The organism is Allobosea sp. BE125 (assembly GCF_031456075.1).
Classification (GTDB): domain Bacteria; phylum Pseudomonadota; class Alphaproteobacteria; order Rhizobiales; family Beijerinckiaceae; genus Allobosea.
Genome location: NZ_JAVDTY010000012.1, coordinates 120,575 through 145,584 on the forward strand (window position 1 = coordinate 120,575; position 25,010 = coordinate 145,584).

A 25,010-nucleotide genomic window follows, 5' to 3' on the forward strand; every position below is an offset into this window, starting at 1 on the left:
CGCGTCACTCAAGCCCATGCCGACTGCACCGCTTAGCGACATGCCAGCGACCGCGCAGACCACGCCACGCTTCTCCGCGACCTTCGACCCGCATACGATCTCGGAGATCCAGCGCGCCGCCGCGACCGGCATCTACGACATCCGCGGCGGCGGAGCGAAGCGCAAGCTGCCGCATTTCGACGACCTGCTCTTCCTGGGCGCCTCGATCTCGCGCTACCCGCTTGAAGGCTATCGCGAGAAATGCGGCACCGATATCGTGCTCGGCGCCCGCTTCGCCAAGAAGCCGATCCATCTGAAGATCCCGATCACGATCGCTGGAATGAGCTTCGGCGCCCTGTCGGGTCCGGCCAAGGAAGCACTCGGGCGCGGGGCGACGATCGTCGGAACCTCGACGACGACGGGCGATGGCGGCATGACGCCGGAGGAGCGCGGCCACTCGCAGACACTGGTCTACCAGTACCTGCCCTCGCGCTACGGTATGAACCCGGATGACCTGCGCAAGGCCGACGCGATCGAGATCGTGATCGGCCAGGGCGCCAAGCCCGGTGGCGGCGGCATGCTGCTCGGCCAGAAAATCTCCCCGCGCGTCGCCAGGATGCGCAACCTGCCGGAAGGCATCGACCAGCGCTCGGCCTGCCGCCACCCGGACTGGACCGGGCCCGACGATCTCGAGATCAAGATCGAGGAGCTGCGCGAGATCACCGATTGGGAGAAGCCGATCTATGTGAAGGTCGGCGCGAGCCGGCCCTATTACGATACGGCGCTGGCCGTGAAATCCGGCGCCGATGTCGTGGTGCTCGACGGCATGCAGGGCGGCACGGCGGCGACGCAGGAGGTCTTCATCGAGAATGTCGGCCTGCCGATCCTGGCGGCCATCCGCCCGGCCGTGCAGGCGCTGCAGGATCTCGGCATGCATCGCAAGGTCCAGCTCATCGTCTCCGGCGGCATCAGGACCGGCGCCGATGTTGCCAAGGCGCTGGCGCTTGGCGCGGATGCGGTCGCGATCGGCACCGCGGCGCTTATCGCGCTCGGCGACAACGACCCGCGGCTGGAGGCGGAATACGCCAAGCTCGGCACCACGGCCGGCGCTTATGACGACTGGCATGAGGGGCGCGACCCGGCCGGTATCACGACGCAGGACCCCGAACTCGCCGCGCGTCTCGACCCGGTCAAGGCCGGCCGCAGATTGGCGAATTACCTCTCCGTCCTGGCGTTGGAAACGCAGACCATCGCGCGCGCCTGCGGCAAGAGCCATGTCCATAACCTCGAGCCGGAGGATCTCGTGGCGCTGACCGTGGAAGCCGCCGCCATGGCGCGCGTGCCGCTGGCCGGCACCAACTGGATTCCCGGCAGCGCCGGGTTCTGAAAACCACAGACGGGGCCGTCCAACGAGGCGGCCCTTATCGTTTGAAGAATGGGGAACTGAATGACCGTCGATCTCGCGGCCGCCGCCAAGGAGCGCGGCATCAAGTATTTCTTGATCTCCTACACCGATCTGTTCGGCGTCCAGCGCGCAAAGCTGGTTCCCGCCAGCGCCATCAACGGCATGGCGAAGAGCGGCGCCGGTTTCGCAGGTTTCGCGACCTGGCTCGACATGACGCCGGCCGACCCCGATCTCTTCGCCGTGCCCGACCCCGACAGCCTGATCCAATTGCCCTGGAAGCCGGAGGTCGGCTGGCTCGCCGCCGATCTATGGATGAACGGCAAGGAGGTCGCGCAGGCCCCGCGCAACCTGCTCAAGCGCCTGGTCGGGGATGCCGCCGCCCAAGGCTATACGATGAAGACCGGCGTCGAATGCGAGTTCTTCCTGACCACGCCCGACGGCCTCCAGGTCTGCGACAGCGCCGACAAGCAGACAAAACCCTGCTACGACCAGTCGGCGCTGATGCGCCAATACGACGTCATCGCCGAACTCTGCGACGCCATGCTGGCGCTCGGCTGGAAGCCCTATCAGAACGACCATGAGGACGCGAACGGCCAATTCGAGATGAACTGGAATTTCGGCGATGTGCTCGTCACCGCCGACCGGCATTCCTTCTTCAAATACATGGCGAAATCGATCGCCGAGAAGCATGGACTGCGCGCGACCTTCATGCCGAAGCCGTTCCTGAACCTGACCGGCAGCGGCTGCCACGCCCATGTCTCGGTCTGGAACGGCGAGCGCAATCTGTTCGAGGACGAGGCCGGCGAGCTTGGCGTCTCGCAGCTCGGCTATCACTTCATCGGCGGCGTGATCCATTCGGCCGACGCGCTCTGCGCCTTGTTCAACCCGACGGTGAATTCCTACAAGCGCATCAATGCGCCGCGCACGACCTCGGGCGCGACCTGGTCGCCCAACACCGTGACCTATTCCGGCAACAACCGCACGCATATGATCCGCATTCCCGAGGGCGGCCGGTTCGAATTGCGGCTGCCCGACGGCGCGGCCAACCCCTATCTCCTGCAAGCCGGCATCGTCGCCGCGGGCCTCGACGGCATCCGCCACAAGCGCGATCCTGGCAAGCGCCTCGACATCAATATGTACACGGACGGCCATCTGGTGGAGGGCGTCAAGAAATTGCCGCTCAACATGCTCGACGCGCTGCGCGCGCTCGAAGCGTCGGAGGTCCTGAAGGAGGGCCTTGGCGCCTTCGTTCCCGCCTATCTCAAGCTCAAGCACCAGGAATGGAACGATTACGCACGCCATCTCACCCAGTGGGAACGTGACGTGACGCTCGACTGCTGAGACAGAAGCGGCTTTCTCGGGCCGCGCCGTCAGGCGCCGACCTTGGCCAGCACATCGGCGCGCAGGAAGCGCTCGATGAACAGCATGAACAGCACGGAGGGAACGAGCAGGATCAGCGCCGTGATCGAGGCGACCTGATAATTGCCGCCCATCGCCGCGTTGTAGAGCAAGAGCGGCAGCGTCGTGACCTGCGGCACGCCGACGAAGAACGTGCCGGTGAATTCGTCGAGCGACTCCAGGAAGACGAAGATGCCGCTGGCGATGATGCCGGGCGCGGCCAAGGGCAGCGTCACCGTGAAGAAGGCGCGCAAGGGCGAGGCGCCGATATTGCGGGCGGCGAGTTCGAGATCCTTGTCGACCGCAGCAAATGCCGCCGCCGCGATCCAGACGGAATAGACCAGGCCATGGGCGGCATGGACGAGAACGACGGCGAAGACCGTGCCGTTGATGCCGATCTGGTAGAACACCCGCGCGACATTGATGTAGATCGCGACCGAGGGAAACGCCTGCGGCAGCAGGAACATCACCATGAACAGCGCCCGCATCGGCAGCTTCAGGCGCGCCAGCGCATAGCCCGCCGGGATCGACAGAGCGAGCGCGACGACGACCGTCAGCACGGCGATCCAGACCGAGGTGCCGAGCGAGGCCATGGCATCGCCGGTCGGGCGGAAGACCTGCTCCCAATAGCGTGTGCCATAGGTCACCGGCAGTTTGAACGGCGTGTACCAGCGCTCGGCGACCGACCAGAGCGCGAGATTGGCCAATGGGCCGATCAGCACGAAAGCGAAGGCGGCAAGCAGCGCAGCGGCAAGCGCCGCCCGGGCGGTCGAAGCGAGACGGATCATGGCGCCGCCTCCTTCGACAGGCCGCGCTTGAGGTAGAGGATCGCGGCGCCGGCGCTGATCAGATAGGTGATGACGCCGAGCGCGTTGGCTGTAGCGTAGTCGCCATAGGAGTTGATGCGGAAGGCCATGTCGACCGTCAGCATGGTCGGCTGCGAGCCCGCGACCATCATCGGCACGGAGAGCACCGAGAGCATCGTCACGAAGGACAGCACGAGCGCGACGAGTAGCGTCGGCATCACCTGCGGCAGGGCGAGTTCGACGAGCACGCGGACACGCGAGGCGCCGAGATTGCGGCCTGCCTCCAGCGTCGCCCGGTCGATCGAGGCGAGCGCGCCGGCGAGCAGCAGCGCGACGAAGGGGGTCTGCTTCCAGACGAAGGTCGCGATGATGCCGCGCCAGTCAAGATAGCTCACGGCGCTCAGAGGCTCCATCAGCCCGAGCGAGACGAAGGTGTTGTTCATCAGCCCGTTCTTGGCGAGGAAGGTGCGCATGCATTGCGCCGCGACGATGAAGGGGATGAACAGCGGCCAGCGATAGAGCGCCTTGAGCGTGCCGACGATCCAGGGATTCTCGCCCAAGGTCAGCGTGCCGGCGATGACGATCGCGGCAAGCGCGGTCAGCCCGCAGGACGCCAGCACGATCACCACCGTGAAGACGATGTCGGTCGAATACAGCTCATAGGCCTTGGCGAACCAGTCCAGCGTCAGCGAGCCGTCCGGCTTGGTGAAGGCCGAGATCAGCGAGAAGCCGAGCGGGTAGAGGAACAGCGCAGCGACCAGAAGAAGGCCGGGCGCGATGAGGATCAGCGCCAGTTGGCGTTGAGAGAGCATGGGCAGGCGCCGATCAGTGATGCGCGGGGACCCCATCCGTCATTGCGAGGAGCAGAGCGACGAAGCAATCCAGGGGCCGGTACACGCGGTTCTGGACTGCTTCGCGGAGCCTGTACCCGGGCTTGCCGAAGGCAAGACCCGGGTGCTCGCAATGACGGCGGAGAGGACGAAGCCGTGTCAGTTCGAGACCTTCTTCTCGTAGCCCTCGAGGATGTCGTTGAAGTAGGGCGCGATCGGGAAGGACTTGGCGTTCTTCGAGAGATCGCTCGGGGTGATGTCGGTGAAGAGCTTGTTCCAGGCCGCCTGGTCGAGCTTGCCCTCGAGGTTCTTGGCGTCGATGCCCGGATACCAGTTGAACTTCTTGACGATGCCGTCGGCCTGCACCTGCGGGCTGGTGGCGAGCGCGATGAACTCCTCGGCGAGCTTGCGGTTGGCGGTCTTCTCCGGCACCGCGTAATACATCGGCTGCCCCGGCATGCCCGGAGAAGCGAGCTTGAGCTTCATGTTCGGCGGCAGCTTGCCGTCGGCCTGCCAGGAATAGAACATGTCGACCCAGACAGGCCCCATCGCGATCTCGCCGCGGTTGAGCATGTCGAGCGTGCCGGCATTGCCTGGCGTGATGACGACCGACTTGTTGAACTCCTTGAGATCGGCGAGCGCGCCGTCCCAGGACGCCTTCACAGCCGGATCATAGGGACCCTTGATCAGCTTGTCGGCATCGCCGCCGAAGGCGTAGACCCAGCCGGCGACGAAGGCGACGCCGGACATGCCGCCCTTGATGCCGTTATAGCCGAACTGCTTGGGGTTCTTCTTGGCCCAGTCGCGCAGCTCCGCGAAGGTGTTGGGCGGGGATTTGAGCAGATCGGCATTATAGGCGAGCGCGGTCTGCGACTGGAACATCGGGATGACGAAGCCCGAAACGTCGGCACCGAGCGCGTTCTTCGCGGACTCGCTGGAGACGAGTTTCGCGGTGTCGACCTTGTCGGTGTATTTGGCGAGGAGGCCTTCCTTCACCATCGTGCCGGCGGCCTTCTGGTGGATGACGACGACGTCGAAATCGGTGGTGGCGGCGCTCTTCTGCGCGTCGAGCTTCTCATAGATCTTCTGCGAGCCGGAATCGCCGGCGCCAGTGCCGACGGACACGACCTTCACGCCGGGATGGGACTTCTCGAACATCGGTCCGAGATAGTCCTTCACATAGTCGACCATGTTCTGGTCGCCGGCGGTGGCGACGTTCAGGGTCTGGGCCGAAAGCGGAGATGCCGCCATCAGCGCCGCGAGCGAACAGGCAATGGTGAGGATGCGCATGGGTCTGACTCCTTGTTGAGTAGAACGCGGTCAGGCGGCGATCGTCCCGGCCTCGGATGCCGGGAAGATGTGGAGGCGCTGCAGCGGGATGCGCAGGCCAACTTTGGTTCCGAGTTCGTGGCGGTTGGCGTCGTCGACCGTGATCTGGCGGCCTGCGGCCTCGACCCGGTAGCGATAGACGCCGCCTGGATAGGCGCGCGCAGCGATGAGCCCCGGTACGATCAGATCGTCGACCGAGGTCGCGTCGCTGGCGTCGAGCCGCGCGACGTCGTCGCGGAAATAGGCAACCGCATCGCCGCTCGGCAAGGCGCTCGACACCTCGTTCGCGAAGCTCGCCGTGGCCTCGCCTGCACTCAAGCGAGCACCCTGCTCGGAGCGCTCGACGCGCAGCGGCAGGACGTTCTCCGCGCCCATGAAATTCGCCACGAAGGCGGTCGCCGGGCGGTCATAGACCTCCTCGGGCGTGCCGACCTGCGCGATCCTGCCCGCCTGCATGATGACGAGCCGGTCGGCCATGGTCATGGCCTCCTCGCGATCATGCGTGACATGGACGGCGGTCAGGCCCAGACGCTGCTGGATCGCGCGGATCTCATGGCGCATCGTCATGCGGATCTTGGCGTCGAGATTGGAGAGCGGCTCGTCGAGCAGCAGGATGCCGGGGTCGATGGCGAGCGACCGGCCGAGCGCGACGCGCTGGCGCTGGCCGCCCGAGAGCGCCGTGACCTTGCGGTTCTCATAGCCGGCAAGGCCGAGGAATTCGAGCATGGCGGCGACCTTGGCCGCGATCTGCGCCTTGGTGGCGCCGCGCAGCTTCAAGCCGTAGCCGATATTCTGCAGCACGGTCATATGCGGCCAGAGCGCATAGGACTGGAACACCATCGCCATGCCGCGCTTCTCCGGCGGCAGCGAGGCGACATCCTTGCCGCCGACGATGATCGAGCCGGATTCCACCGGCACGAAGCCGCTCAGCGAGCGCAAAAGCGTGGTCTTGCCGCAGCCCGACGAGCCGAGGAGCGCGGTGAAGCTGCCGGGCGTGAAATCGAGGCTGACGCCGTGCAGCACCCGCGTGCCGCCATAGGCGACATGAAGGTCGCGCACGGCAATGGCCGCGCCGCTTTGCGGCCCGTGCTGCAATTCCGTTGGCAAAACGCCGTCTCCCTTGCCGCGATCTTTTTCAGAATGATTGGAACGTCTCTTCCAATTTCTGATACGCTTGGAATAAATATAACGCCCGTCTCCGGCCGTGTGCAATAGGTTTGTGAACCTCTGATGACGCCCCTGATCCACTCCATCTGGCTGCTGCCGAAAACCGAGGACGAGACGCTGCTGGCGGAGGTGGTCGCGGAGCTGTCGCGCCGCTTCGACACGCCGCTCTTCGCACCGCATCTGACGGTGAAGGGCGACACCGACCTGCCCCTAGCGGCGCTCGAAGCCGCGATCGCCGAGGCGGCCGGCGAGGTCGCGAGGTTTGCCGAAGAGATCGCCGCGATCGAGACGAGCGAAAGCTATTTTCGCTCGTTCTATGCACGCTTCGCGGTCAGCGCGCCGCTGGCGCGATTGAAGCAGAAACTCGACGCCGACGCAGCCGACGCCTTCATGCCGCATGTTTCGCTGCTCTATGGCCCGGTCGCGCCAGAGCTGAAGGCCGCAGCGGCAGCGGAGGTCGGACGGAGGCTGAAAGGGCGAGCCATCAGCTTCGACCGGCTCTGCGTGGTGCGCTCGGGCCAGGATATCCCTATCGCCGATTGGCGCGTGATCGCGACCGCGCGGCTCCGCTGAAACAGCCGCCGGCTCAGCCCGGCGGGATCAGCGTCACACCCGAATTCGCGAAGCCGAGCTTCACCGGCGTGCCCGCGGCCAGCATCGGGCGAGCGCCGTACTGCACCACAAAGAGATCGGCGGCCTCGGTCTCGACGATGATGTCGAGGTGGTTGCCGAGATAGGTGCATTTGCGGATCGTGCCGGGCAGCCCCTCGCCCGTCGCCTCCGACAGGATCAGGCTCTCCGGCCGTACCGCGATCCGGGCTGGTCCCGGCCCAAGCCCGCGCGCCGGCAAGGAGACGCTGGCCGAGCCGATCGCGACATCGGCGCGCCCCTCCGCGACGGAGCGGATCGTCACGTCGATCAGATTGGCGTCGCCGATGAAGTCCGCGACGAAGGCGTTGGCCGGCTCCTCATAAAGCTCGCGCGGCGCGCCCTCCTGCGCGATGCGCGAATTCGACATCACGATGATGCGGTCGGAAACGGCGAGCGCCTCCTCCTGGTCATGGGTGACATAGGCGACCGTCAGATTGAGACTCTGCTGCAATTCGCGGATCTCCTCGCGGACCCGGCGGCGCAGCTTCGCGTCGAGGTTGGAAAGCGGCTCGTCGAAGAGCAGCACCTGCGGCTCCAGCACCAGTGCGCGCGCCACCGCGACGCGCTGCTGCTGCCCGCCGGAGAGCTCCGAAGGGTAACGGTTCTCGAAACCTTTCAAGCCGACGAGTGCAAGCTTCGACAGCGCCATTTCGCGCGCCACATCCTTGCCCAGCCCCTTCACCGTCGGGCCATAGGCGGCGTTCTCCAGCACGCTCATATGCGGAAACAGCGCATAGGACTGGAACACCATGCTGACGTCGCGATCGGCGGCCGAGAGCCGCGTCACATCCTTGCCGCCGATCAGGATCTGGCCCGCGCTGGCGATCTCGAGCCCGGCGATCATCCGTAGCGTCGTGGTCTTGCCGCAGCCGGAGGGGCCGAGCAGGGTGACGAGCTTGCCGGCCTCGATGGCGAAGCTGACATCGTCGACGGCCGTCACCGCGCCATAGCGCATGCTGACATTGCGGAACTCGACGGATGCGGGGCCGGCCTTCGTCAACTTGCTGCTCCTTGACTGATAGGATTGGAGACCGAACCGGAGAGTGCGACGACTTTGTGCCGGCCGACTTGGCGCCGGCCGAGCTTGCGTTCGCCGACGCCGAGCTGGATCAGTCCGATGCCAGCGGCCATGACCACGATCAGCACCGAGGAATAGGCGATGGCCAGGCCGAACTCGCCGGCCTCGACCCGGCCGACGATATAGGCGGTGGCGAGGTTGTACTCGGCCGAGACCAGGAAGATCACCGCGCTGACGGCGGTCATGCTGCGTACGAAGCTGTAGACCAGTGCCGCAACCAGCGCCGGGCGCAGCAGCGGCAGCACGACGCGCCAGAGCGTGGTGAAGCTGCGGGCGCGCAGCGTCGTCGAGGCCTCGTCCAGGCTCTTGTCGATCTGCGACAGGCCGGCGATGCCGGAGCGCACGCCGACCGGCATGTTGCGGAAGACGAAGGCGATGATCAGGATCAGCCCGGTGCCGGTGATCTCGATCGGCGGCACGTTGAAGGCCAGGATGTAGGCGACGCCGAGCACCGTGCCGGGAATGGCGAAGGAGAGCATCGTCGCGAATTCCAGGGTGCCGCGCCCGCTGAATTTCTGCCGCGTCAGCAGATAGGCGGTGAGCAGGCCGATCAGCGCCGTCAACGGCGCCGAAATCGCCGCGACCTTGAGCGTCGTGAAGAACGAGTTCCAGGCCGCGCCCTCGAAGAAGAGTCCGCGGCTGAAATCGATCGCGAAACCGGTGCGGTAGTGCTCCAGCGTCGGAGTGTAGTCGCGGCCCATCGTCTTGACGAAGCCGCCGACGAGGATGACGAGATAGATCACCAGCGTGAGCGCCACCCAGGGCGCGACCGCCAGTCCCGCAAGCCAGGTGACCCGGCGCGGCAGCGGCGTCGGCAGGCCGGCATCGCCCTTGCCCGTCACGGTCGTGTAGGACTTGCCGCCGAGCCAGCCCTGCTGCAGCCAGAAGGCGCCGAGCGTGAAGGCAAGCAGCACCATGGCGAGCACCGCTGCCTGGCCCTGGTTATAGGCCGCGCCGACGACGGCGAAGAAGATCTTGGTCGAGAGCACCTCGAAATTGCCGCCGAGCACCAGCGGATTGCCGAAATCGGCCATGCTCTCGACGAAGCCGAGCAGGAAGGCGTTGGCGATACCCGGGCGCAGCAATGGCCAGGTCACGGTCGAGAAGGTCTGCCAGCGGCCGGCCCCCAATGTCTGCGAAGCTTCCTCCAGGCTCGGACTGATGCCCTGGACCACGCCGATCAGGACGAGGAAGGCGATCGGAGCGAAGGCGAGAACCTGCGCCAGCAACACGCCGGGCAAACCATAGATCCAGCGCGAGCGCGGAATCCCGAACCAGTCCGCCATGATGCCGGTGAAGAAGCCGGAACGGCCGAAGAGCAGGATCAGCGCGAGCCCGATCACGAAGGGCGGCGTGATGATCGGCAGGACCGTCAGCGCCCGCATCAGGCGCTTGCCGGGCATCGCCGTGCGCTGGAGCAGCAGCGCGCAGGCAAGGCCGAGCAGGGTCGTGATCACCCCGGTCAGCACGGCCAGGACCAGCGTGTTCCAGGCAACGCCGCAACTCGTGCCGCTGGAGACGCAACCGAGCCCCCAGATCGTGGCGCTGAAGAACCTGTCCGAGAAGGCCGAAAGCGCGACATGGCCGTTCTGATCGACCAGCGCGCTCTTCAGGATGACCATGACGGGCCAGAAGATGAACAGCCCGATCAGCAGGACGACGATGCCGATGGCCGAGGTGGTGAACAGGTCGCCCCGGCAATAGCCGCGATAAGCCAGGCCATGGCAGGTCAGAAGCAGCAGCGAGAGCACCGTCAGGAAGGCGCCCCCGCCCATGCCGCCCTGCGCGACATCCGCGCCGAACAATGCCGTGGCCCAGCCGGCGGCCGAGCCCTTGAGGACGATGCCGAAACCCTGCAGGAAGAACGCCGCCAGCCCCACGCCGCCGGCCGCAACAAGCACACGCGCCACCTTGCCGGAATCGGCGCCGCGGCAGAACGCCGTCGCCACCAGAAGCGCCGCTCCGATCGGCAGCAGCCAGGGCGCTTGCCCGGACAAGGCGAGCGCCAAGGCGCTGCCCGCCTTGCCGAGCGGATAGCCGGAGAGCCAGCCGAACTGCACCAGGCTCATGCCCTCGGGCAGATACCAGGGCAGCACGGCATAGCCGAGCCAGCCGATCAGGAGCACGAGTTGCGTGGCGCGGCGCATGTCAGCCGTCTCCGCCCGAGGGCCCGTCGCCTACTTCGGCAGCGCCTTGACCTCGCGGTCCCATTTGGCGAGCAATCGCGTGCGCTCGGCCGAGGAGCCGTATTTGACGAAGTCGTAGTCGATCAGCTTCATCTCCGACATCTTGGGCGATTGCGGCGGCACCGGCGCATTCTTGTTCGACGGCACCTGATAGGATTTCGCCGGTCCGGCGAGCCCTTGTGCTGCGGGCGTCAGCGCCCAGTCGTAGAACTTCTTGGCGTTGTCGAGATTGCGCGCGCCCTTGACGATCGACATCGAGCCGATCTCGTAGCCCGTGCCCTCGCAGGGCGCGACCGGCTTGATCGGATCGCCCTGCACCGCGAAGACGACGGCGTCGTGGATGAAGACGATGCCGACGGCGGTCTCGCCCAGGCTCGTCGCCTTGGCCGGCGCGGCGCCCGATTTGGTGTATTGGTTGACGTTCTTGTGCAGGGCCTTGAGGTAGTCGAAGGCCTTGTCCTCGCCCATCAGCTGCACCACCGTCGCCAGCAGGTTATAGGCCGTGCCCGACGAATTGGGATCGGCGACCTGGACGTCGTCCTTGAGCTTGGGGTCGAGCAGATCGGCCCAGCATTTTGGCTCCGCCATGCCCTTGGACTTGATCTGCTGGGTGTTGAAGCCGAAGCCGAGCGCGCCGGCATAGACGCCGATCGAGCGCTGCTTGGCGGCCTTCCACTGCGAGATCGCCCAGTCGTTCAGGTCCTTGTTGGCCGGCGACTCATATTCCTGCGTCAGCCCTTCCTCGGCCGCCTGGAGATGCGGGTCGCCAGTGCCGCCCCACCAGATGTCGCCACGCGGATTGGCCGATTCCGCCTTGAGCTGGGCATAGATCTCGCCCGCCGATTTGCGCGTCATCGCGACCTTGATGCCGGTCTCCTTCTCGAAGGCGGTCGACATGGCGCGGCACCACTCTTCCTGGACGCCACAATACATCACCAGCGCGCCCTGCGCCTTCGCTGGAGACGTCGCCAACGGCGAAGCGGCAGCAACAGCGGCGAACACTCCGGCGGCAAGCCAGGATTGGGTCTTCATGGTCGTCCTCCCTGGTCGAACGTTTCGTTCGTTGTTTTGTCGTTGGCTGAACTCTGACGGCTTTCGCGCAAAGATCAACGGATCAGTTGCTGGCTAAGAAATTCCGCTGATCGCCCTCACCTCGCCGGCCAATGCCGGCGTGCAGCACAGGACGGGGTTGCCTCTTGCGATGGCGTCCCCGGTGAAGAAATCATTGAGCACGGCACCGGCTTCGCCGGCGATGACGACGCCCGCCGCGACGTCCCAGGCATTGATGTGCAATTCGACATAGGCCTCGGTGCGGCCATTCGCGACATGGCAGAGCCCGAGCGCGCCGGAACCGGAACGCTTGACCGATGCGCCTGCCGCCAGGCCGCGCCCGACCATGGCGAGATAATCGGCTGCGGGAATGCGCGTCGACCAGCCCATCTCGACATAAGCGCGCGTGATGTCGCTCGCCCCCGAAACCTGGATCGGCTGGCCGTTCATGGTCGCGCCGCGCCCGCGCCGGCCGAGATAGACCTCGTCCAAGGCCGGGGCGGCGATGATGCCGATCTCCGGCACGCCGTGATTCAGGAAGCCGATCGAGATGCACCAGTTGCGGTCGCCGCGCGCGAAATTCGAGGTGCCGTCGATCGGGTCGATGATCCAGACCGCGTCGGAATTCTCGCCGCCGCCCTCCTCGCCAATGACGGCATCCGAAGGGAACAGCACGCCGAGGCGCTGGCGCAGAAAATCCTCGACAGCGCCATCGGCGACGGTGAGCCAGTCCTGCGCGCCCTTCATGGTGACACCGAGGCTGTCGCGCTTGCGGAAATAGTCGAGCGCCATCCGGCTCGCCTCGGTGACGAGGCCGAGCACGGCATATTGGCGCAGGTCGAGTTCGGCGGGCGACATGGTCAATTCGCCTCCAGCGTGACAGTGACAGGCTTGCCCGTGCGCGCCGACTCCGTGGCGGCGTCGGCCAGGATCTGGGCCTTGAGGCCGTCGAGACCGGAGGGCCTTGCCGCCGTTCCGCCCCGGCAGGCGGCGATGAAAGCCTCGAGCTCGGCGCGATAAGCCGCTGCATAGCGCTCGAGGAAGAAGTTCTGCACGGGATCGGCGCGGAAGCCGGCAACGGTCGCAATCTCGACCGTGGTCTCGTGGATATTGCCGGCGCGCAGCATGCCCTTGGAGCCATGCACCTCGATGCGCTGGTCATAGCCATAGGTGGCGCGCCGAGAATTCGAGATCTGCGCGATCCTGCCCGAGGCGGTCTTCATCAGCACGGCAGCGGTGTCGACATCGCCGGCCTGCCCGATCGCCGGATCGACCAGCGCCGAACCCAGCGCGAAAACCTCGACCGGATCCTCGGCCAGAAGGAAGCGCGCCATGTCGAAATCATGGATCATCATGTCGCGGAACAGCCCGCCGGAACGAGAGACATACTCGACCGGCGGCGGCGAGGGATCACGCGAGATCACGCTGACGATCTCGATCGCGCCGGCCTCGCCTGCGCGCAGGCGGCGTTCGAGCGCCGCGAAGCTGGGATCGAAGCGGCGGTTGAAGCCGATCATCAAGGGCTTACCAGTCTGCGAGACCACCTCCAGGCAGCGACGGATGCGCTGCGCATCGAGATCGACCGGCTTCTCGCAGAACACCGCCTTGCCGGCCGAGACGGCCGCTTCGATGAGATCGGCATGGGTGTCGGTCGGCGTGCAGATCAAAATGGCGTCGATGCTGGCGTCGGCCAAAATGGCGTCGATGCCGGCAACATGCGCGCCCGTCCCCGCCGCCAACGCGGAAGCCGCCTCGTTCGAGGCGTCGGCGACCGCGACCAGCGCGGCATCGGCCCGCGCGGCAACGTTCAGTCCGTGAATGCGGCCGATCCGCCCGGCGCCCAGCAATCCAAATCGCATTGTCGTCATCGTCCTGTGGTCAAGCTTCGTGTCGTCGGGCTCGCATCAATCATGCGCACCCAGAATCGTCTGATCGAAATCGATATTGGAGCCGGTCATCAGACCCGATTCGCCTGACGCCAGATAAGCCACCGCCTTGGCGACCTCACGCGGATCGAGCAACCGACCGAAGGGCTGCTTGCGCGCCGCCTCGTCGAGCCAGCCATCCCTTGCATCATGGCGTAGCCGCATGATCGCATCCTCGCCCGGCGTCGCCATCCAGCCGATATTGAGGCCGTTGACCCGGATGCGCTGCGCCAGCAGGCCGAAGGCGGCGTTCTTGGTCAAGGCGGCGAGCGCCGCCTTGGAAACGCTGTAGGCGGAGAGGAAGGGCTGGCCGCCATGAGCCGACATCGACTGGATGTTGACGATCGCACCTTCGATACCGAGCCGCGCCATCGCCTCGGCCGCATCCTGAATCAGGAAGAAGGGCGCGCGCAGATTCACCGCCATGATGCGCTCATAGAGCTCGGGCGTCGTGTCGAGGATCGTGCCGCGATCGGTGTCGCCTGCGGCATTGACCAGGACGTCGATGCGCCCGAAAGCGGCCTCGGCTGCCGGCATGATCGCCTTCACGGCGTCGAGATCGGCGAGGTCGGCCTCATGAAAACGGACATCACAGCCCGCGCCGCGCAGCGACGCCGCCACGGCTTCGCCGCGCGCCCGGTTGCGGCCGGTCAGCAGCAGGCCGGCGCTGCCGCGCGATGCGAATTCGCGCGCAATCGCCTCGCCCAGCCCCTGGCTGCCGCCGGTCACGATGGCGACCTTGCCCGTCAGATCCCTGCTGAAGGCATCACGGTTCGGCACCTGGCGTCACGCTCCCATGCGCATCATTTTGATATGAGCGGATTGTTTTTCTCGTAGATTGGAATAAACATTCCGCCCGCCGGCTTACGAAGTCAAGGCCGCGCCCAAGCGGGAAACGCATGCCAGCCGAGCCACAGCCAGCCTCGCCAATCAAGGACTTCGACGGCTTCGTCGCGCTGCTGCGCCAGCGCCGGCCGATGCTGCCAAAGCGCCTGAAGCAGGTCGCCGACCACGCCCTCGCCCATCTCGACGACATGGCCTTCGGCTCGACCGCGCAGATCGCCGAACGGGCCGGCGTGCAGGCCTCGACGCTGGTGCGCTTCGCCCAGGCGCTCGACTATTCCGGCTTCAGCGAGATGCAGGAGGTCTTCCGCTCGCGCCTGCGCCGCCAGGTCGTCGACCATCGCGAGCGGCTGGCGGCGCTGCGCAGCACGCAAGCCGCGACAGGCGGCGCCGTGGCGCTGCTGGAGGGCTTCGTCCATGCCAGCGAAACCTCGCTGACGCAGGTCAAGGCAGCGATCCGACCTGCCGATCTTGAAGCGGCTGTGACCCTGCTGGCCGGAGCCCGGACGATCGTGCTGGTCGGCGCCAGACGCATGTTCCCAGTCGTCTCCTATCTCGCCTACGCCTTCGGCAAGCTCGGCATCCGCGCCGTATTGGTGGACAATGTCGCGGGGCTGGGGCCCGAGCAGGCGGCGATCGCCGACCCGGGCGACGTCGTGCTCGCGGTGAGCTACGCCCCCTATGCCGCGATGACCGTCGAGATCGCGGCAGCCGCGCATCAGCGCGGCGTGCCGGTGCTCGCCCTGACCGATAGCGCGCTCAGCCCGCTCGCCGAGAATTGCCGCCTCTGGCTCGAGGTCGCCGAGGCCGATTACGGCGCCTTCCGCTCGGTCGCCGCGACCTTCGCGGTGGCGATGACGCTGGCCGTCGCGACAGCCGAGAAATCCGGCCTCTCGGCCGATCCAGACCTCGATCGATAGAGCGCAGAGCCATGCCGACAGCCGCCTCCGACACGACGCTCGACGTCATCGCCATCGGCCGCTCCTCGGTCGATCTCTACGGCCAGCAGATCGGCGGCCGGCTGGAGGATATGGGGACCTTCGTCAAGGCCGTCGGCGGCTGCCCGACCAATATCGCCATCGGCACGGCACGGCTCGGGCTGAAATCGGCGGTGATCACCCGCGTCGGCGACGAGCAGATGGGCCGGTTCATCCTCGAGCAACTCGAACGCGAGGGCGTCGAGACGCAAGGCGTCGTCACCGATCCCAAGCGCCTGACAGCGCTGGTGATCCTGGGCGTGCGCGACGAGAAGACCTTTCCGTTGATCTTCTATCGCAGCGACTGCGCCGATGCGGCCTTGCATGAGAGCGAGATCCATGAGGCCTTCATCGCCTCGGCCAAGGCGGTCGTCGTGACGGGAACGCATTTCGCCATTCCCGATGCCGCCGCCGCGCAGAAAAAGGCGATCCGCTTCGCCCGCAAGCATGGCCGCAAGGTCGTGTTCGACGTCGATTACCGGCCCAATCTCTGGGGCCTGGCCGGCCATGCCGCCGGCGAGGAACGTTATGTCCGGTCCGATAATGTGACGCGGCATTTGCAGGAGATCCTGCCGGATTGCGACCTGATCGTCGGCACCGAGGAGGAACTCCACGCCGCCGGCGGCTCCGAGGATACGCTCACCGCCATCCGCACGATCCGCAGCTTGAGCACCGCGACCATCGTCTGCAAGCGCGGGCCGATGGGCTGCGTGGTCTTCACCGGCGCGATCCCCGCCTCGATCGAGGACGGCATCAAGGGGCCGGGCTTCCCTGTCGAGGTCTATAACGTGCTGGGCGCCGGCGACGCCTTCATGTCAGGCTTCCTGCGCGGTTTTCTGCGTGACGAGCCGATCGAGACCTGTTGCGCCTGGGCCAATGCCTGCGGCGCCTTCGCGGTCTCGCGGCTGCTCTGCTCGCCGGAGAGCCCGACCTTCCCGGAGCTGCAATATTTCCTGAAGCAGGGCTCGAAGCATCGCGCGCTGCGCCACGATGTCGAGATCAATCACGTCCATTGGGCGACGACGCGGCGACCCCAGCCCGCCGGCATCATGGCGCTCGCCATCGACCATCGTGCCCAGCTGGAGGATATGGCCGACGCCGTGGGCGCCCCGCGCGCGCGCATCGCCGCCTTCAAGACGCTCGCGGTCGCGGCCGCCGCGCGGGTCGCAGCCGGGCGGCCTGGCTTCGGCATGCTGATCGACGGCAAGCATGGCCGCGAGGCGCTGTTCCGGGCCGGCGACCACGGTTTCTGGATCGCGCGGCCGCTCGAACTGCCGGGCTCGCGGCCGCTGGTGCTCGAGACGGACGCAACCGGCTCGCTGGGGGCAACGCTGGCGGAATGGCCGGTGGATCACATCGCCAAATGCCTGTGCTTCTACCACCCGGACGACCCTGCCGAGCTCAAGGCCGCACAGGAGGCGGTGCTGAAGCGCGTTGCGCTGGCCTGCCGGCAGGTCGGGCGCGAATTGCTGGTCGAGATCATCGCCTCCAAGCACGGCCCGCTGCATGACGATAGCACGGCGCTGGTGATGGAACGGCTGTACGCCATCGGCATAAGGCCGGATTGGTGGAAGCTGGAAACCCAGCCCTCGCCCGCCGCCTGGCAGGCGATCGACACTATGATCGCGACGCGCGATCCCTATTGCCGCGGCGTGCTGTTGCTCGGGCTCGATGCGCCGGAGGACATCGTCATGCAGGCCTTCCGGGGCTCGCGCAATGCCGCCTCGGTCAAGGGCTTCGCGGTCGGCCGCACCATCTTCGGCGAGGTGGCGCGCGCATGGCTTTCGGGCGCGATCGACGACGAAGCCGCGACTGCGCGGATGGCACAGAACTTCGGCAAGCTAGCCGCTGCCTGGGAAAGCCGGTGAGGAGACAGCCGATGGCCACGATCAGGCTCACCATGGCGCAGGCGCTGGTCAAGGCGCTCGCCGCGCAGAAAACAGTGATCGACGGGCAGACCCTGCCGCTCTTTGCCGGTGTCTGGGCGATTTTCGGCCATGGCAATGTCGCGGGCCTCGGCGAGGCGCTCCATGGCGCACGCGACACGCTGCCGACCTACCGCGCCCATAACGAACAGGCGATGGCGCATGCGGCGATCGCCTTCGCCAAGGCCTCCCGGCGGCGCCGGATGATGGCAGTGACGAGCTCGATCGGCCCCGGCGCGACCAATATGGTCACCGCCGCCGCGGTCGCCCATGTCAACCGCCTGCCGCTCCTGCTCCTGCCGGGCGATGTCTTCGCCGGACGCCGGCCCGACCCGGTCCTGCAGCAGATCGAGGATTTCGGCGACGGCACCGTCTCGGCCAATGACTGCTTCAAGCCGGTCTCGCGCTATTTCGACCGGCTGACCCGGCCCGAGCAATTGATACCGGCCTTCGAGCGCACTATCGCCGTTCTCACCGATCCAGCCGAATGCGGGCCGGTGACGCTAGCCTTGTGCCAGGACGTACAGGCCGAGGCCTTTGATTATCCGGAAGGCTTCTTCGCCGAGCGCATCTGGACGCCGCGCCGCCAGCGGCCGGACGAAGTCGAACTGGCTGAAGCGGCCGCGCTGCTCAAGGCCGCGAAAAAGCCCTTCGTCGTGGTCGGTGGCGGTGTGCTCTATGGCGAGGCTGAGGCCGAACTCGCGCGCTTCTGCGAGGCGCATGGGCTGCCAGCGGCCGAGACGCAGGCCGGCAAGAGCACCCTGCCCTTCGATCATCCGCTCAATCTCGGCGCGATCGGCGTCACCGGGACCGGCGCGGCCAATGCCATGGCGGGAGAGGCCGATGTCGTGCTCGCCATCGGTACGCGCCTGCAGGACTTCACCACCGGATCCTGGTCGCTCTTCGCCAACCCTGCCTGCCGCATCATCGGGCTGAATGTGCAGGCATTCGACGCCGGCAAGCAGCGCGCCCAGCCCCTCCTTTGCGATGTCCGCGCCGGGCTCGCCGAACTCGAAGCGGCGCTTGCAGGCCACCGCGCGCCCGAGGCCTGGACGGCGCAGGCGAAGGCGGCAAAGACCGACTGGCTCACGACCGCCTCGCGTTACACCGAGGCCGGCAACGCAGCGCTCCCGAGCGACGCGCAGGTGCTGGGCGCCGTGCAGCGCTGGAGCAAGCCGTCCGATGTCGTCGTCTGTGCCGCCGGCGGCTTGCCGGGCGAGCTGCACAAGCTCTGGCAGGCCGGCGCGCCTGGCGGCTACCACATGGAATACGGCTATTCCTGCATGGGCTACGAGATCGCCGGCGGGCTCGGCGTGAAGATGGCCGACCCCGCCCGCGAGGTCGTCGTCATGGTCGGCGACGGCTCCTATCTGATGATGAACTCCGAGATTGCGACCTCGGTGATGCTGGGGCTGAAGCTCACCATCGTCGTGCTCGATAATCGCGGGTTTGGCTGCATCAACCGACTGCAGGGCGCGACCGGCGGCGCTCCGTTCAACAATCTCCTGGCCGACAGCCGTCACGAGACATTGCCGGCGATCGATTTTTCTGCCCACGCCGCCTCGCTCGGGGCGGTCTCGCGCAAGGTGGCAAGCCTTGCCGAACTCGATGAGGCGCTACGCGAGAGCAGGGCCCATGACCGCACCAGCGTCATCGTGATCGACACCGACCCGGCAATCTCGACCGATGCCGGCGGGCATTGGTGGGATGTCGCGGTGCCCGAGATTTCGACGCGAGCCGAGGTCGTCCAGGCCCGCCAACGTTATGACGACGCGCTCAAGACGCGACCATGATCGAATACCATCGTCATTGCGAGCGAAGCGAAGCAATCCAGGAGGGTGCGTGAGACTCCTGGATTGCTTCGCTTCGCTCGCAATGACGGGGAACCGTGCCTCTCTCTGATCACCTCGAAGATTACGGAACCAACGACATGCCTATCCGCATCGGCGCCAACCCCATCGGCTGGTCGAATGACGACCTGCAGGAGATCGGCGGCGCGACCTCGCTCGAAACCTGCCTGGATGAGGCCCGCCAGGCCGGTTTTGAGGGCATGGAACTCGGCCATAAATTCCCGCGCGAACCCGCCGCGCTCAAGGCTGCGCTCGCGCCTTTCGGCATGGCCTGCATCTCGGGCTGGTACTCTGCCGAATTGCTGCTGCGCGACGCCGATGCGGAAATGATCCAGCTGCGGCCGCATCTCGATCTGCTCAAGGCGATGGGTTCGAATGTCTTGGTCTTCGCCGAGACCTCGAACGCGATCCATGGCGACCGCGGCAAGCCGCTCTCGCAACGGCCGGTGATGGCGGCGGGCGACTGGGCACAATTCGGCAAGCGGGTCACCGAGATCGCCGAGCGCACGCTGAGCGAAGGCGTCCGGCTGGTCTATCACCATCATATGGGCACGATCGTCGAGAGCGAGGCGGATATCGACGCCTTCATGGCGGCAACCGGCAAGGCGGTGCATCTGCTGCTCGATACCGGCCACGCAAGCTGGGGCGGGGCCGACCCTGCCGCGCTCGCCGCGCGCTATCGGGAGCGGATCAGCCATGTCCATGCCAAGGATGTGCGAGAGAGCGTGATGGAGCAGGCCAAGGCCGGCGACTGGAGCTTTCTCGATGCCGTCCTCGGCCAGGGCGGCGATCTCGGCGTCTACACCGTGCCCGGCGACGGCATGGTCGATTATCCCGCCGTCTTCCGCGCCCTGCCCGGCTATTCCGGCTGGGTCGTGGTCGAGGCCGAGCAGGACCCTGAGAAGGCCCATCCCCTGACCTATGCCAAGAGGGGCGTCGCCCATCTGAGGCTGAGCCTGAAGGAGGCCGGGCTCGCCTGAGCCGGAGCACATCATGTCGAAACTGCTCGTCAAACCCGCCGCCCGCGATTCCGAGGGCCGCATCCACAACGTCACGCCGGCATCGGCCGGTTGGGACCATGTCGGCTTCGAGGTCTACAAGCTCACCGACGGCCAGAGCCTGTCGAAGGAGACGGGCGATCGCGAGATCTGCATCGTCCTGCTCGCGGGCAAGGTCGCGGCCAGCGCGGGCGGCACGGAGTTCGGCACGATTGGCGGCCGCAATTCCCCGTTCGAGCCCGACCCCTGGTCGCTTTATGTGCCGGCCGGAACATCCTGGAGCGTCACGGCCGAAGGCGCCTGCGAAATGGCTGTGTGCTCGGCCCCGGGCAAGCCGGGGCTCAAACCCCGCGTCATCGCGCCAAGGGATGTCGGCTGCCTGACACGCGGCCAGGGCACGAACACCCGCCATGTCCGCAACATCCTGCCCGAGACCGAGCCTGCCGAAAGCCTGCTCGTGGTCGAGGTGATCACGCCCTCGGGCTCTTGGTCGAGCTACCCGCCGCACAAGCACGACCGGGACGCGCTGCCGCAGGAATCGCTGCTGGAGGAAACCTACTACCACCGCCTCTCGCCAGCGCAGGGTTTCGCCCTCCAGCGCGTCTACACCGACGACCGCGCGCTCGACGAGACGCTCGCGGCCGAGGATGGCGATGTCGTGCTCGTGCCCAGGGGCTACCATCCGGTCGCCGCGCCGCATGGCTACGAGCTGTATTATCTCAACGTCATGGCGGGGCCGAAGCGGGTCTGGAAATTCGCCAACGACCCCGCCCATGAATGGATGCTGGAGAGCTGAGCGAGGCTGTCTGGAAACCTCCTGAGCCCTCATCCTGAGGAGCCATTCCCTTGGGAATGGCGTCTCGAAGGATGAGGGCTGGAGTTTCCAAACCGGCTCTGAGCGAAACGGCTCCACCCGGCGAGGCCACGAGGAGCGGGCAGGGTTCCGCGCGAGGGCCTCAGTTGACGCGGCGCTTTTCGAGCTTCCGCGCCAGCGTCCGGCGATGCATCCCAAGCCGCCGGGCGGTTTCCGAGATGTTGAAATCCGTCTCGACCAGGGTTTCGTGAATGCGCTCCCATTCGAGGTTCTTCAGCGAGGTCGGCCGCTGCGAAAGCGGCACCTCCGCATTGCCGGTCGACTTCTCGAAGGCCGCCTCAATATCGTCGCTGTTGGAGGGCTTCGCGAGGTAGTGGCAGGCGCCGAGCTTGATCGCCTCGACCGCCGTGGCGATGCTGGCGAAACCGGTCAGCACCACGATCTTCATCAGCGGATCGTGCCCATGCAGCAGCTTGATGCATTCCAGGCCGGAGCCGCCGACGAGCTTGAGGTCGACGACGGCATAGCCCGGGGAGGCTGTCGCCAGCAGGTCCTGCAGGCCGGCGACGCTGTCGCAGGACAAGACCACGTAGCCGCGACGCTCGAAGGAGCGGCGCAAGGCACGCGCGAAGGAAGGGTCGTCCTCGACGATCAGGAGCGTGCGCTCAGGCTGCATCGACAGCTCCCGGAGAAAGGCTCGCCAGAGGCAGCGCGAGCGTGACATGGGCGCCGCGGCCGATGCGATTGCGCGCCGTCACCGTGCCACCGAGCTTGCGCAGCACATTGACCACGAGAAAGAGCCCCAGCCCGCTGCCGGGGCGCTGCTTGGTCGAGCGATAGGGCTGGCCAAGCTCGGCGAGGATCGTCGGGTCGAAGCCCGGCCCGGCATCATCCACCGCGATGAGCAGCTCGTCGCCGCGCCGGCCGATGGTGACCCCGACCCAATGCGGCGAGGCCTCGAGCGCATTGTCGAAGACGTTGAAGATGACCTGCTTCAGGGCCGGGTCGGAGACGATGCTGTCGTCAGGGCTGAAGCGATTGTCGTAGTCGAGCGCGATGGGCGAGCGATGCGAGCGCCACTCCGCGACCAGGCCATCGACGAAGCCATTGACGGTGGTCTTCACCGGCCCCTCGCCGCGCGCTTCGCCGGAGGACATCAGGATGCCGGTGACGATCGATTTGCAGCGGTCGATCTGGCTCTGCATCTCGCCGGCCTCCTGGACGAGATCGGGATCGCTCCTGAAGACGGGCATGCGCTGCCAGTCATTCAGGATGACCGAGAGCGTCGCCAATGGCGTGCCGAGTTCATGGGCAGCGCCCGAGGCCAGCAGGCCCATCCTGACGATATGGTCTTCCTCCGCCGCGCGCTGACGCAGATCGGCGAGGTGAAAATCCCGGATGCGCAGGTTCCGGTTGATCCGCGCGATGAAGAAGACGAGCAGGCTCGCCGCCAGCACGAAGCAGACGAACATGCCCTGGATGTGCAGCGTAAGGAGCTCTCCGGCCAGTTCCGGCGGCAGCACCAGCGGCCGATAGGAGAAGATCAGCCCGATGAAGCAGCCGCTGGCGACGACGACCAGGAGCCTGGCCGCCCAGACCTCGAGCAGCACGGCGCCGAGCGCGATCTGCAGGAGATAGAGTGAGATGAAAGGGTTGCTCGCACCGCCGCTGAGATAGAGCTGGATCGTCAGCGCGGTGACGTCGAGCATCAGTTCGGCGACGAGTTCGCCATGGTTGATCTCGGTGTTCTGCCGATGGCGCAGCAGGCTGACGACGTTGAGACCGACCAGGAACAGGATGACGCCGGCCATCTGCGGCACCGGCAAGGCGATGCCGAACCAGAGCTGCACGATCAGCATGGTCAGCACCTGGCCGCCGACGGCGAACCAGCGCAGCTGCACCAGGAGCAGCAGGTTCTTCCGGCTTGTCGTGTCCTGAACGCTAATGCTCGTTCTCCACTGCGCGCCGCAGCCGATACTCGCCGCGAATGACGAAGGCCGCCGCCGCGGCGAGCATGAGCGCCAGCGTGAACCAGGTCAGCGCGTAGACGAGATGATTATTCGCAAAGCGCAGCACTGTCAGCCCGCCGACGGGAAAGCCCGCGGGACCCTGCGCCGCATCGGCATCGATGAAATAGGGCGCGACCTCGCCAAGGCCACGTACAGCCGCGATCGCGGCGACATCGCGTGAATACCAGCGATCGGCGGCGGGATCATTGTGGCGCAGGAAGCCGCCTCCGGGTTCGCTCAGGCGCAGGAGGCCCCTGACCGTGACCTGCGCATCCGGGGCTTGACCACCCGACGCGGAGGCCGGTGCGCTCAGTTGATTGCGTTGCTCAGGCGTGACGAAGCCGCGATTGACCAGCACCGTGAAGCCCGCGCCGGTGCGCAGCGGCGTCATGAGCCAGTAGCCACCGCCGCGCTCCGTCACCGCCTGCACGAAGGCTGCGCGATCCTGCTGGAAAAACCCGCTCACCTGCACCCGCCGGTATTCGTCATCCGCGACCGCCGCCCAGTTCGCCGGGCCGGGAGCTGGCACCGGCTCCGCATGGATGCGGCTCTCGACGCGAGCGATCAGCGCCTCCTTCCAGCCAAGGCGCTGTACTTGCCAGATGCCGAGCGCCAGGAAACCCAGAACGCCGATGAGGGCGACACTGCCGAGGAGGACGAGCAGGCCCATCGAGCGAGGCCCACGGCCCCGCCCGCTCGCCGCCCCATCGCCATCATCACGCGCTTGCTTGCCCAGCGTGGCAGGCGCTGCCTGCCGCCTGGCCGGGCGCATCACTGCATCTGGCTCATGTCGTGGCCGGGCATCATGTTGGTGTTGAGGTGGTACATCACCCAGAGCGAGCCGGTCAGCGCGATGACCACGAGGATGATCGTGAAGATCAGCGCCAGCATCGTCCAGCCGCCCTCCGAGCGGCCGTTCATGTGCAGGAAGAAGACCATGTGCACGACGATCTGGACCACGGCGAAGGCCATGATGATGATTGCCGTCGCCTGCTTGTTGTCCAGGACGTTGTTCATGACCAGCCAGAACGGGATGGCAGTCAGCACGACCGAGAGCAGGAAGCCGGTCAGATAGCCGCGAAACGAACCATGCGCCTCGACATGATCGCCATGGTCGCCGTGATCGCCATGCGCTTCGGAGCTCATCGCAGCATTCCCGTGAGATAGACGAAGGTAAAGACGCCGATCCAGACGACGTCGAGGAAGTGCCAGAACATGCTCAGGCACATCAGGCGGCGGCGGTTGGCCGCGATCAGCCCGTGCTTGGCGACCTGCACCATCAGCGTCACCAGCCAGATCGTGCCGAAGGTCACGTGCAGGCCGTGGGTGCCGACGAGGGTGAAGAAGGCCGACAGGAAGGCGCTGCGCTGCGGCGTCGCGCCGATCTCGATCAGGTGGTGGAACTCGTAGAGCTCGATGCTGAGGAAGGCGAGGCCGAACAGGCCGGTGACCGCCAGCCAGATCTGGGTCGCCGCGACACGGCCCTTCTCCATCGTCAGCATGGCGAAGCCATAGGTGATCGATGAAAGCAGCAGCATCGTCGTGTTCAGCGCGACCAGCGGCAGCTCGAACAGGTCCTTGGGCGAAGGCCCCGCGGCATAGTTCGCGCCGAGCACCCCATAGATCGCAAACAGCACCGCGAAGATGAGACAGTCGCTCATCAGATAGATCCAGAAGCCGAGCGCGGTGCTCGAGCCTTCCGGATGGTCGTGCTCGTCCTTCAGGTAGAAGGCGATCTCGGCATTGGCAGTCTTGGCGTCGTCTTGCGCGGCGATATCGGCTGTCGTCAT

At 66.3% G+C, this 25,010-nt stretch carries 23 protein-coding genes; 8 read left to right on the forward strand and 15 right to left on the reverse strand.

Features of this window, described 5'->3' with window-relative positions; translation table 11 throughout:
* Positions 1 to 40 precede the first annotated feature (40 nt).
* Together J2Y55_RS23865 and glnT are read left to right on the forward strand one after the other, a co-directional pair.
* On the forward strand, positions 41 to 1,366 hold the full coding sequence (locus J2Y55_RS23865; protein ID WP_310158681.1) for an FMN-binding glutamate synthase family protein: 1,326 nt from the start codon (positions 41 to 43) through the stop codon (positions 1,364 to 1,366).
* Between the two features lie 60 nt (positions 1,367 to 1,426).
* Positions 1,427 to 2,725: a type III glutamate--ammonia ligase gene (gene glnT / locus J2Y55_RS23870; RefSeq protein ID WP_310158529.1), complete on the forward strand. Its 1,299-nt coding sequence runs from the start codon at positions 1,427 to 1,429 to the stop codon at positions 2,723 to 2,725.
* A 29-nt stretch (positions 2,726 to 2,754) separates the two neighbouring features.
* Here glnT and J2Y55_RS23875 read toward each other — a convergent pair whose 3' ends face one another.
* The 4 genes from J2Y55_RS23875 to J2Y55_RS23890 form a co-directional block, all read right to left on the reverse strand.
* A complete protein-coding gene (locus J2Y55_RS23875; RefSeq protein ID WP_310158530.1) occupies positions 2,755 to 3,570 on the reverse strand; it encodes an ABC transporter permease in 816 nt (271 codons plus the stop codon).
* Entirely contained in the window at positions 3,567 to 4,400 is an 834-nt protein-coding gene (locus J2Y55_RS23880; RefSeq protein WP_103717791.1) for an ABC transporter permease, read from the reverse strand. The genes J2Y55_RS23875 and J2Y55_RS23880 overlap by 4 nt, the downstream gene beginning before the upstream one ends.
* A 177-nt stretch (positions 4,401 to 4,577) precedes the next feature.
* Positions 4,578 to 5,708, reverse strand: a complete 1,131-nt coding sequence (locus J2Y55_RS23885; RefSeq protein WP_310158534.1) for an ABC transporter substrate-binding protein — start codon at positions 5,706 to 5,708, stop codon at positions 4,578 to 4,580.
* A gap of 30 nt (positions 5,709 to 5,738) precedes the next feature.
* Positions 5,739 to 6,854 carry an ABC transporter ATP-binding protein gene (locus tag J2Y55_RS23890; protein ID WP_310158536.1) on the reverse strand — a complete coding sequence of 372 codons (1,116 nt, stop codon included), beginning with the start codon at positions 6,852 to 6,854 and terminating at the stop codon, positions 5,739 to 5,741.
* A 123-nt stretch (positions 6,855 to 6,977) separates the two neighbouring features.
* Between J2Y55_RS23890 and J2Y55_RS23895 the strand changes: the two genes are divergently transcribed.
* The gene (locus tag J2Y55_RS23895; protein ID WP_310158537.1) at positions 6,978 to 7,487 is read left to right on the forward strand and encodes a 2'-5' RNA ligase family protein; all 510 of its coding nucleotides are present in this window, start codon (positions 6,978 to 6,980) and stop codon (positions 7,485 to 7,487) included.
* Positions 7,488 to 7,500: 13 nt separating this feature from the next.
* On the opposite strand, the gene J2Y55_RS23900 is transcribed toward J2Y55_RS23895, so the two are convergent.
* The 6 genes from J2Y55_RS23900 to J2Y55_RS23925 all read right to left on the reverse strand — a co-directional run bounded on the left by J2Y55_RS23900 (position 7,501) and on the right by J2Y55_RS23925 (position 14,584).
* A complete protein-coding gene (locus J2Y55_RS23900; RefSeq protein WP_310158684.1) occupies positions 7,501 to 8,520 on the reverse strand; it encodes an ABC transporter ATP-binding protein in 1,020 nt (339 codons plus the stop codon).
* Positions 8,521 to 8,561: 41 nt separating this feature from the next.
* Complete coding sequence (locus tag J2Y55_RS23905) at positions 8,562 to 10,790, reverse strand: ABC transporter permease (RefSeq protein ID WP_310158538.1); 2,229 nt, start codon at positions 10,788 to 10,790, stop codon at positions 8,562 to 8,564.
* Between the two features lie 30 nt (positions 10,791 to 10,820).
* A complete protein-coding gene (locus J2Y55_RS23910) occupies positions 10,821 to 11,861 on the reverse strand; it encodes an ABC transporter substrate-binding protein (protein ID WP_310158539.1) in 1,041 nt (346 codons plus the stop codon).
* A gap of 93 nt (positions 11,862 to 11,954) precedes the next feature.
* Positions 11,955 to 12,737, reverse strand: a complete 783-nt coding sequence (locus J2Y55_RS23915; protein ID WP_310158540.1) for an inositol monophosphatase family protein — start codon at positions 12,735 to 12,737, stop codon at positions 11,955 to 11,957.
* Between the two features lie 2 nt (positions 12,738 to 12,739).
* Entirely contained in the window at positions 12,740 to 13,738 is a 999-nt protein-coding gene (gene iolG / locus J2Y55_RS23920) for an inositol 2-dehydrogenase (RefSeq protein ID WP_310158542.1), read from the reverse strand.
* A gap of 45 nt (positions 13,739 to 13,783) precedes the next feature.
* A complete protein-coding gene (locus tag J2Y55_RS23925) occupies positions 13,784 to 14,584 on the reverse strand; it encodes an SDR family oxidoreductase (RefSeq protein ID WP_310158543.1) in 801 nt (266 codons plus the stop codon).
* Positions 14,585 to 14,703: 119 nt separating this feature from the next.
* Between J2Y55_RS23925 and J2Y55_RS23930 the strand changes: the two genes are divergently transcribed.
* The 5 genes from J2Y55_RS23930 to iolB all read left to right on the forward strand — a co-directional run bounded on the left by J2Y55_RS23930 (position 14,704) and on the right by iolB (position 21,193).
* On the forward strand, positions 14,704 to 15,567 hold the full coding sequence (locus J2Y55_RS23930; protein WP_310158544.1) for a MurR/RpiR family transcriptional regulator: 864 nt from the start codon (positions 14,704 to 14,706) through the stop codon (positions 15,565 to 15,567).
* 11 nt (positions 15,568 to 15,578) lie between these two features.
* Positions 15,579 to 17,492: a bifunctional 5-dehydro-2-deoxygluconokinase/5-dehydro-2-deoxyphosphogluconate aldolase gene (locus tag J2Y55_RS23935; RefSeq protein WP_310158546.1), complete on the forward strand. Its 1,914-nt coding sequence runs from the start codon at positions 15,579 to 15,581 to the stop codon at positions 17,490 to 17,492.
* 11 nt (positions 17,493 to 17,503) lie between these two features.
* On the forward strand, positions 17,504 to 19,342 hold the full coding sequence (gene iolD, locus J2Y55_RS23940) for a 3D-(3,5/4)-trihydroxycyclohexane-1,2-dione acylhydrolase (decyclizing) (protein WP_310158547.1): 1,839 nt from the start codon (positions 17,504 to 17,506) through the stop codon (positions 19,340 to 19,342).
* 137 nt (positions 19,343 to 19,479) lie between these two features.
* On the forward strand, positions 19,480 to 20,379 hold the full coding sequence (gene iolE / locus J2Y55_RS23945) for a myo-inosose-2 dehydratase (protein WP_310158548.1): 900 nt from the start codon (positions 19,480 to 19,482) through the stop codon (positions 20,377 to 20,379).
* 13 nt (positions 20,380 to 20,392) lie between these two features.
* Entirely contained in the window at positions 20,393 to 21,193 is an 801-nt protein-coding gene (gene iolB / locus J2Y55_RS23950) for a 5-deoxy-glucuronate isomerase (protein WP_310158549.1), read from the forward strand.
* A gap of 160 nt (positions 21,194 to 21,353) precedes the next feature.
* Here the strand turns inward: iolB and J2Y55_RS23955 are convergent, their stop codons facing one another.
* From J2Y55_RS23955 to cyoC, 5 genes are all read right to left on the reverse strand, one after another.
* A complete protein-coding gene (locus J2Y55_RS23955) occupies positions 21,354 to 21,887 on the reverse strand; it encodes a response regulator transcription factor (protein WP_310158550.1) in 534 nt (177 codons plus the stop codon).
* Complete coding sequence (locus tag J2Y55_RS23960) at positions 21,877 to 23,112, reverse strand: ATP-binding protein (protein ID WP_310158551.1); 1,236 nt, start codon at positions 23,110 to 23,112, stop codon at positions 21,877 to 21,879. The genes J2Y55_RS23955 and J2Y55_RS23960 overlap by 11 nt, the downstream gene beginning before the upstream one ends.
* A gap of 40 nt (positions 23,113 to 23,152) precedes the next feature.
* Positions 23,153 to 23,890 carry an SURF1 family protein gene (locus tag J2Y55_RS23965; protein WP_310158552.1) on the reverse strand — a complete coding sequence of 246 codons (738 nt, stop codon included), beginning with the start codon at positions 23,888 to 23,890 and terminating at the stop codon, positions 23,153 to 23,155.
* A 101-nt stretch (positions 23,891 to 23,991) separates the two neighbouring features.
* Complete coding sequence (cyoD, locus tag J2Y55_RS23970; RefSeq protein ID WP_310158554.1) at positions 23,992 to 24,366, reverse strand: cytochrome o ubiquinol oxidase subunit IV; 375 nt, start codon at positions 24,364 to 24,366, stop codon at positions 23,992 to 23,994.
* Positions 24,363 to 25,010, reverse strand: coding sequence for a cytochrome o ubiquinol oxidase subunit III (gene cyoC / locus J2Y55_RS23975; RefSeq protein ID WP_310158555.1), 648 nt, complete (start codon positions 25,008 to 25,010; stop codon positions 24,363 to 24,365). The genes cyoD and cyoC overlap by 4 nt, the downstream gene beginning before the upstream one ends.